The following is a 501-nucleotide window of genomic DNA, read 5'->3' on the forward strand; positions in this document are numbered from 1 at the left end:
TATTACGCCGCAGCGCCGGTCCGGCTGGGAGGCGCAAAAGTACCGCACCTGATGCCGGGTGACTCACTGAACCTGCAGGCGGCTCAGGATACGGATAACGGCTACTCCGTGTTTGAGCAGTCACTGCTGCGGTATATCGCTGCCGGGCTGGGTGTCTCGTATGAGCAGCTTTCCCGGAATTACGCCCAGATGAGCTACTCCACGGCACGGGCCAGTGCGAACGAGTCGTGGGCGTACTTTATGGGGCGGCGAAAATTCGTCGCATCCCGTCAGGCGAGCCAGATGTTTCTGTGCTGGCTGGAAGAGGCCATCGTTCGCCGCGTGGTGACGTTACCTTCAAAAGCGCGCTTCAGTTTTCAGGAAGCCCGCAGTGCCTGGGGGAACTGCGACTGGATAGGCTCCGGTCGTATGGCCATCGATGGTCTGAAAGAAGTTCAGGAAGCGGTGATGCTGATAGAAGCCGGACTGAGTACCTACGAGAAAGAGTGCGCAAAACGCGGT

General features: G+C 58.9%; 1 protein-coding gene. It reads left to right on the forward strand.

Annotated elements, in window-relative coordinates; translation table 11 throughout:
• Positions 1–501 (forward strand): phage portal protein (locus EOS_RS42595; RefSeq protein ID WP_047898271.1); only part of this gene is annotated, 501 nt, incomplete at both ends.

It is taken from the genome of Caballeronia mineralivorans PML1(12) (assembly GCF_001028175.1).
Classification (GTDB): Bacteria; Pseudomonadota; Gammaproteobacteria; order Burkholderiales; family Burkholderiaceae; genus Caballeronia; species Caballeronia mineralivorans.